Origin of the sequence: Novosphingobium sp. (assembly GCF_032093395.1) — a bacterium.
Lineage (GTDB): Bacteria > Pseudomonadota > Alphaproteobacteria > Sphingomonadales > Sphingomonadaceae > Novosphingobium.
In genome coordinates this window covers 1-6,276 of sequence record NZ_DAMDBA010000137.1, presented here as the reverse complement: position 1 = coordinate 6,276, position 6,276 = coordinate 1, and the positions used below count along the sequence as shown (strand labels likewise).

The 6,276-nt window shown below is 63.9% G+C and carries 8 protein-coding genes; 5 read left to right on the top strand and 3 right to left on the bottom strand.

The window, feature by feature from the left end; translation table 11 throughout:
- Positions 1 to 188 precede the first annotated feature (188 nt).
- Together RT424_RS23715 and RT424_RS23710 are read right to left on the bottom strand one after the other, a co-directional pair.
- A complete protein-coding gene (locus tag RT424_RS23715) occupies positions 189 to 887 on the bottom strand; it encodes a response regulator transcription factor (protein ID WP_313443252.1) in 699 nt (232 codons plus the stop codon).
- Positions 884 to 1,048, bottom strand: coding sequence for a hypothetical protein (locus tag RT424_RS23710; protein ID WP_313443250.1), 165 nt, complete (start codon positions 1,046 to 1,048; stop codon positions 884 to 886). The genes RT424_RS23715 and RT424_RS23710 overlap by 4 nt, the downstream gene beginning before the upstream one ends.
- Positions 1,049 to 1,116: 68 nt before the next feature.
- Between RT424_RS23710 and RT424_RS23705 the strand changes: the two genes are divergently transcribed.
- From RT424_RS23705 to RT424_RS23695, 3 genes are all read left to right on the top strand, one after another.
- On the top strand, positions 1,117 to 1,530 hold the full coding sequence (locus tag RT424_RS23705; RefSeq protein WP_313443248.1) for a DUF1801 domain-containing protein: 414 nt from the start codon (positions 1,117 to 1,119) through the stop codon (positions 1,528 to 1,530).
- A 125-nt stretch (positions 1,531 to 1,655) separates the two neighbouring features.
- Complete coding sequence (locus RT424_RS23700) at positions 1,656 to 1,976, top strand: DUF485 domain-containing protein (RefSeq protein WP_313443246.1); 321 nt, start codon at positions 1,656 to 1,658, stop codon at positions 1,974 to 1,976.
- Positions 1,973 to 3,679: a cation acetate symporter gene (locus RT424_RS23695; RefSeq protein WP_313443244.1), complete on the top strand. Its 1,707-nt coding sequence runs from the start codon at positions 1,973 to 1,975 to the stop codon at positions 3,677 to 3,679. The genes RT424_RS23700 and RT424_RS23695 overlap by 4 nt, the downstream gene beginning before the upstream one ends.
- A 20-nt stretch (positions 3,680 to 3,699) precedes the next feature.
- On the opposite strand, the gene RT424_RS23690 is transcribed toward RT424_RS23695, so the two are convergent.
- The gene (locus tag RT424_RS23690; RefSeq protein WP_313443242.1) at positions 3,700 to 4,689 is read right to left on the bottom strand and encodes a GlxA family transcriptional regulator; all 990 of its coding nucleotides are present in this window, start codon (positions 4,687 to 4,689) and stop codon (positions 3,700 to 3,702) included.
- A gap of 167 nt (positions 4,690 to 4,856) precedes the next feature.
- Between RT424_RS23690 and RT424_RS23685 the strand changes: the two genes are divergently transcribed.
- Together RT424_RS23685 and RT424_RS23680 are read left to right on the top strand one after the other, a co-directional pair.
- Positions 4,857 to 5,636: an SDR family oxidoreductase gene (locus tag RT424_RS23685; RefSeq protein ID WP_313443239.1), complete on the top strand. Its 780-nt coding sequence runs from the start codon at positions 4,857 to 4,859 to the stop codon at positions 5,634 to 5,636.
- A 36-nt stretch (positions 5,637 to 5,672) separates the two neighbouring features.
- The coding region (locus tag RT424_RS23680) for an alpha/beta hydrolase (protein WP_313443237.1) at positions 5,673 to 6,276 on the top strand (604 nt) is incomplete at its 3' end.

Here is a 6,276-nt window from a genome sequence, read left to right as displayed (position 1 = left end):
GGGGCGTGGGCTGGTGCCGCAAAATTCGCTTTCAGCGAATTTTCAAACGGACTCTAAGCCATCGACGGTTCAGCTCTTATCGCTCGCGCGAGTTCCAGCACTGCGTATCAATTCGAGAGCAGGATAGTCTTTAATACACAGCAATTGCGCATTAAATGTTCGGGGCGAAGGCTTATAGACAAGACTTCTTACTCGTCCTCGGGAAGGCGCAGTCGGTAGCCGATGCCGACTTCGTTGCTGATGATCCGAGGGCGCTGGGGATCGGTTTCCAGCTTCTGGCGCAGAGTTCGGATCAGCACACGTAAGTATTCCACGTGATGCTCCGATTCATGCGGCCAGACGTTCTTCATGATCTGATCGTGGGTGATCACCCGGCCGGGAAACTTCGCGAGCTGAGCAAGCACCGCGTATTCCTTGCGTGTCAGATGGACCTCGTTTCCCGCCTTCATGATCTTGCGTTCGAGCAGATCGATCGAAAGATCACCCGCCGTCAGTGCCGGAACCCCGCCGCCCCGGGTCATCCTGTTGCGCAGCGCGACGCGCAGGCGGGCCAGCAGTTCGTCCGTATCGAACGGCTTGGTCAGGTAGTCGTCGGCCCCCAGATCAAGGGCCGCGACTTTTTCTTCTGTTGCATCGCGCGCGGATATGACGATCAGCGTGGTCTCTGCGTTTTGTTTCAGCAGCGGCACCAGTTCCAGCCCGTCGCGATCCGGCAGGCCGAGATCGAGAAGCACGACCTCGGGCCGATCCTGCCGCATCCTGTCGAGCGCCTCTCGCGCGTTTTCCGCTTCCAGCGTGGCGTAGTCGGCCCGTGTCAGCGCCGTCTGGATGAGCCGACGGATATGCGGCTCGTCATCGACGATGAGAACCTTGTGGCGGATGTTCATGGAACTTCCTTGCTGGCGAAATGCCCGATGATCAATAGTCTAGGTCGGGGCGCCGTCCTTACGCCGATCGCGTCGAGACGGCGATTGAGTTCGAACACGTAGACGCGCGGTTTGCCCAGGATGCCAAACAGCGGCCGTTCGACGCTGCGACGATTGCCCATCGGCTGCGGCAGCGAACGCTGCTATGCAAGACGAAACGCTTCTTCGCTCGCGTCATGAGGAGAGAGTCGTGGCGGAACTCAAGACGAAGCCTGTAGACCTCCCGGCCTCGGATTTTCTGGCCGGTGTGCCAAATCCCGTTCGGCGAGCGGATGGGCAGACGCTATGCGCCATGATGGAGCGGGTCACCGGCGAACCGGCCACGATGTGGAGATCTTCGATCGTCGGCTTCGGAAGCTATCATTATGTCTATGACAGCGGGCACGAAGGCGACATGTGCCGAGTCGGCTTTTCGCCGCGCGCATCCGCGCTGGTGCTCTATCTGGGAGGCTTCCCGGAGTTCGACGAAATGCTTGTGCAACTGGGCAAGCACAAGCGTTCGAAATCGTGTCTCTATCTGAACCGACTTGCAGACGTGGACATGGCCGTGCTCGAAGACATCACGCGTCGGACGTTTGCCTTGACGGCGGCGGCTGCCCCTTGATGTCGCTCAGGAAAATTTCTTTACGCGATATCCGCCCAAGCGGACTGGCATGCGCGCCGTTTCCAGTATCTTTTCTTTGGCTCGTAACCGGTTAGTATACCGGCAAAATCAGTGAGAGAGGGTGCATGGCGGGCGCGAAGGAAGAAGCTCTGGTTGCCGCGGTGGGCGCAGACCCGCGATATACAGCGCTGGTAAGGCGGCGAGCCCGGCTTGGCTGGTGGCTATCCGCCGTGATCTTCGCTGCCTTCGTCAGCTTCCTGTTGCTGATCGCTTTCGACAAGGCTCTGCTCGGCACCCCCATCGGGCATGGAGTAACCTCGATCGGCATTCCGATCGGGTTGGGTCTGATCCTGCTGGCGATCGCGTTGACCGGCGCTTACGTAGCCTACGCCAATCGACGCCATGATCCCCGGATGGCGCAAATCCTCAAGGATCATGGCGCATGAGGGCATGGTGCACGGCAGCCGGGGTTGCCGCTTTCGCCCTGGCCCCGCACCCGGTCATGGCCATCGCGCTGGAAGGCGAAGCGCAGCGCCAACCGGTGAACTGGGTCGCCATCGCGATGTTCGCCGCCTTCGTCGGCCTCACGCTCTGGATTACCAAGGCGGCGGCGGCACGTACCCGCAGCGCTTCCGACTTCTACACGGCCGGGGGTGGCATCACCGGTTTCCAGAACGGTCTCGCCATGGCCGGCGACTATATGTCGGCCGCGTCGTTCCTGGGCATTTCGGCCCAGATCTTCAACGACGGCTATGACGGCCTCATCTATTCCACCGGTTTCCTGGTCGGCTGGCCGATCCTGCTGTTCCTGATGGCGGAGCGATTGCGCAACCTCGGCCGCTTCACCTTTGCCGACGTCGCCTCCTATCGCTTTGCCCAGCCGCCGGTGCGCAGCTTTGCCGCCGTCAGCACGCTGCTGGTCGTGAGCTTCTACCTGATCGCGCAGATGGTCGGAGCCGGACAGCTGATAAAGCTGCTGTTCGGCCTGCCTTATCCGGTGGCTGTGGTGATAGTGGGCGCGCTGATGATGCTCTATGTGCTGTTCGGCGGCATGCGCGCCACCACCTGGGTTCAGATCATCAAGGCCGTGATGCTGCTCGGCGGCGCCAGCTTCATGGCGCTGATGGTCATGGCACAGACAGGCTTCAGCCTCGAAGCCCTGTTCACGCGCGCAGTGGAAGTGAAAACCGAAGCCGCGCTGGCGTCAGGTGCGACGCCCGTGGAAGCCGCCGAACGCGGCCGGTCCATCATGGCGCCCGGCAACTTCATCAAGGATCCGGTATCGGCGATTTCCTTCGGCCTTGCACTGATGCTCGGCACGGCGGGCCTGCCGCATATCCTCATGCGCTTCTTCACGGTCCCCGACGCAAAGGAGGCGCGCAAATCGGTACTCTGGGCGACCGGCTGGATCGGATACTTCTACATCCTGACCTTCATCATCGGCTTCGGCGCCATCGTGATGGTGGGCACGCAGAGCAGCTATCTCGACGGCGCCGGCACGTTGCGCGGCGGCGGCAACATGGCCGCGATCCACCTTGCCCATGCGATCGGCGGCAACGCCTTTCTGGGCTTCATCTCCGCGGTCGCCTTTGCGACCATTCTCGCCGTCGTGGCCGGGCTGACCTTGTCCGCTGCATCGGCCGTCAGCCACGATCTCTACGCAACGGTGATAAGGCAGGGTCAGGCGAGTTCGGCGGACGAACTGCGCGTATCGCGGCTGACCACGCTGGCGCTGGGCGCGCTGGCGGTACTGCTGGGCCTCGTGTTCGAAAAGCAGAACGTCGCCTTCATGGTCAGTCTGGCCTTCGCGCTGGCCGCCTCCGGCAATTTCCCGGTGCTGATCCTGTCACTGCTGTGGAGCGGATGCACTACGCGCGGCGCGGCTCTCGGCGGGACGATCGGACTGTTGACGGCATTCGTGCTCACCCTGCTCTCGCCGGCCGTATGGACCACCACCTTCGGGCTGGGCCATGCGCCTTTCCCCTATAGTTCGGCAGCGATCTTTTCCGTTCCGGCAGGGTTCCTGGCGATCTGGCTGATATCCCGGTTCGACCGTTCGCCACGGGCCGCCATCGACCAGGCAGGGTATCACGCCCAGCGGGTCCGCTCGGAAACGGGCATCGGCGCCTTCGCTGCCAGCGATCATTGAGCGGACGGTGGAACGTGCGGTCACGCGGCGACCGCCAGTTCCACGCCGCTGGAGAAGCGGTTGCGATATTCTCCCGGCGAGAGGCCCATGATCCGGTTGAAGACCCTGCGAAACGCCGTGGCGTCCTCGTAACCGACAGCCCAGGCGATCTGGTCGACTGGACGGCGTGTAAACTCCAGCAACTCGCGCGCCTTGCCGACGCGCAGGTTCTGCACGTATTCCACCGGCTTCGTGCCCGTCGCCGCCTTGAAGCGGCGGAGAAACGTGCGCTCCTCCAGCCCGGCCCGCGCAGCCATGTCGGACACCGCCAGCGCCCGCTCCGCCCGCCCTTGGAGCCAGTGCTGAACCTTCAGGATGGCCTCGTCGCCATGGGTCAGTCGAGGCGCGAAACTGCTGTAATGCCGCTGCTCGCGTCCGGCCGGATCGACCAGCAGGAATTTTCCGGTTTCGATCATCACGGACGGCCCCAGCAGGCGATCGACGATCCTCATGCCGAGATCGGTCCAGGCCATCAGCCCTCCGGCCGTGATGATGTCGCCGTCCTCTATCACCATCTTGTCCGGTTCCAGCCGCACGTCCGGGAACCGCGCACGAAACCGCTCCGCGAAGAGCCAGTGCGTGGTGGCGGGGCGACCCGCCAGCAGCCCGGTAGCGGCCAGCATGAACGTTCCGCCGCAAGTGGAGGCCAGCGTTACGCCATGCCCATGCCGGTCGAGCAGCCAGCGGGCATAGGGCACTGCCTCCGCCGCATCCACGGGGCCGGTAAGGCGCCCCGGCACGATCAGGATCGCAGGCTCTCCGCTATCGCCGGGATGGGTATCGAAGCCGCGCGCGAAACCGCTCGCCTCGTTCATCTCCCAGTGGCTCACGCGAAGCTTCGGCCCGCCGCGCTCGGTGGAGAAATGCGAGGCGATGGCGAAAAGGTCGGTGATGCCGTGGACCATCGCAGCCTGACAGCCCGGATAGAGAACAAGACCGATCTCCGCCTTGATGCGCGCGCTGTTGGACATGTCCGAAGTTCCTTTGTCAGTTTTGGCCTGCCTTTTGTCGGAACCGCCGATCCTGCGAGCCGTCGGCACAGTCTATCCCGCTCTTCACGGGGCGCAACGGCCCGATAGACTGAAACTTCCGGCGCCGCGCCCCAGGTGTGGCCTCGTCACCACGAAAGGACATGCACATGAACAAAGGCACTTTCCTCATCACCGGCGCGTCGGACGGCATCGGCGCGGTCTATGCCGATCGCCTCGCGCGCCGTGGCCACGACCTGATCCTGGTGGCGCGCCGTGCGGACAGGCTGGAAGCGCTGGCGGCAAGGCTGGCGACGGAAACCGGCGTGAAGGTGGAAACACTGAGCGCCGATCTCTCCAGGGCGGACGACCTGGCCGTCATCGAAGGGCGGCTGCGCGAGGATGCTACGATTACCGGCCTCGTCAACAACGCGGGGATCGCCGGGGAGACCACCTTCGTCGGCGCCGACCCCGCGCACCTGACCGGGATGATCGATCTCAACGTAACGGCCGTCACCCGCCTTGCCGCCGCCATTGCGCCGCGCCTGGCCGATCTGGGAGGCGGGACGATCATCAACATGACTTCGGTGACCGCACTCATGCCGGACGGCTTCACCGCGGTCTATCCCGCGACCAAGGCTTACGTCCTCGCGCTGACCGAGGCGCTGAACGTCGAACTGGGCGCGAAAGGCGTGCGGGTACAGGCCGTGTTGCCCGGGGTCACGCGGACGCCGATCTGGACCGAGGAACAACTCGCAGGCCTTCCCGCCGATATGGTGATGGACGTCGACGACATGGTAGACGCTGCTCTCAAGGGCCTCGACCTTGGAGAGACGATCACGATCCCGGCGCTGCCGGACAATGCCGACCTCGATGCCTATCTCGAGGCGCGCCGCGCATTACGCCCCAATCTCTCCCGCAATCGCCCCGCCCAGCGCTACGGCGCATGACTGCCAACCAGAACGTAAGCTGAAAGGAGACATGCCATGAGCAAAACCATCGTCCTCATTCACGGCGCCTGGCTCAATGCCCGCAGTTGGGAGCAGGTCAAGGCCCGCTACGAAGCGCGCGGCCATACCGTCATCGCCCCCGACTGGCCGCTCGACGAAGGCGAACCCGCTGCCTTGCGAGCCCGTCCTCACCCCGACCTCAAGAATCTGGGCCAGCGGCGGATCGTCGACCACTATGAAGCGATCGTCCGTGCCCTGCCGCAGGCCCCGGTCCTTATCGGGCACTCGCTGGGGGGCGTGGTGGTTCAGCATCTACTCGACCGTGGCCTGGGCACTGCCGGGGTAGCGATCGACCCGGCACCCACTCCAGGCGTGCCGATCCATCCCCATGCGCTCGTCTCCGCACTGCCGGTGTTCCTCGACCCGTTCAGCCGAAACAAGGTCAAGCAGATGTCGCGCCGCTTCTTCGCTCGGCGCTTCGCCCAGACCCTGTCGGCTGAGCAGGCGGAGACGGCCTACGACCGCTACGTCGTGCCCACGCCCGGGCGGGTCTACTGGGACGGGATCGTCAACCCGATGAAGATCGACTGGGCCAACCCAAAGCGCCCGCCGCTGCTGCTGATCGGGGGCGGCAAAGACC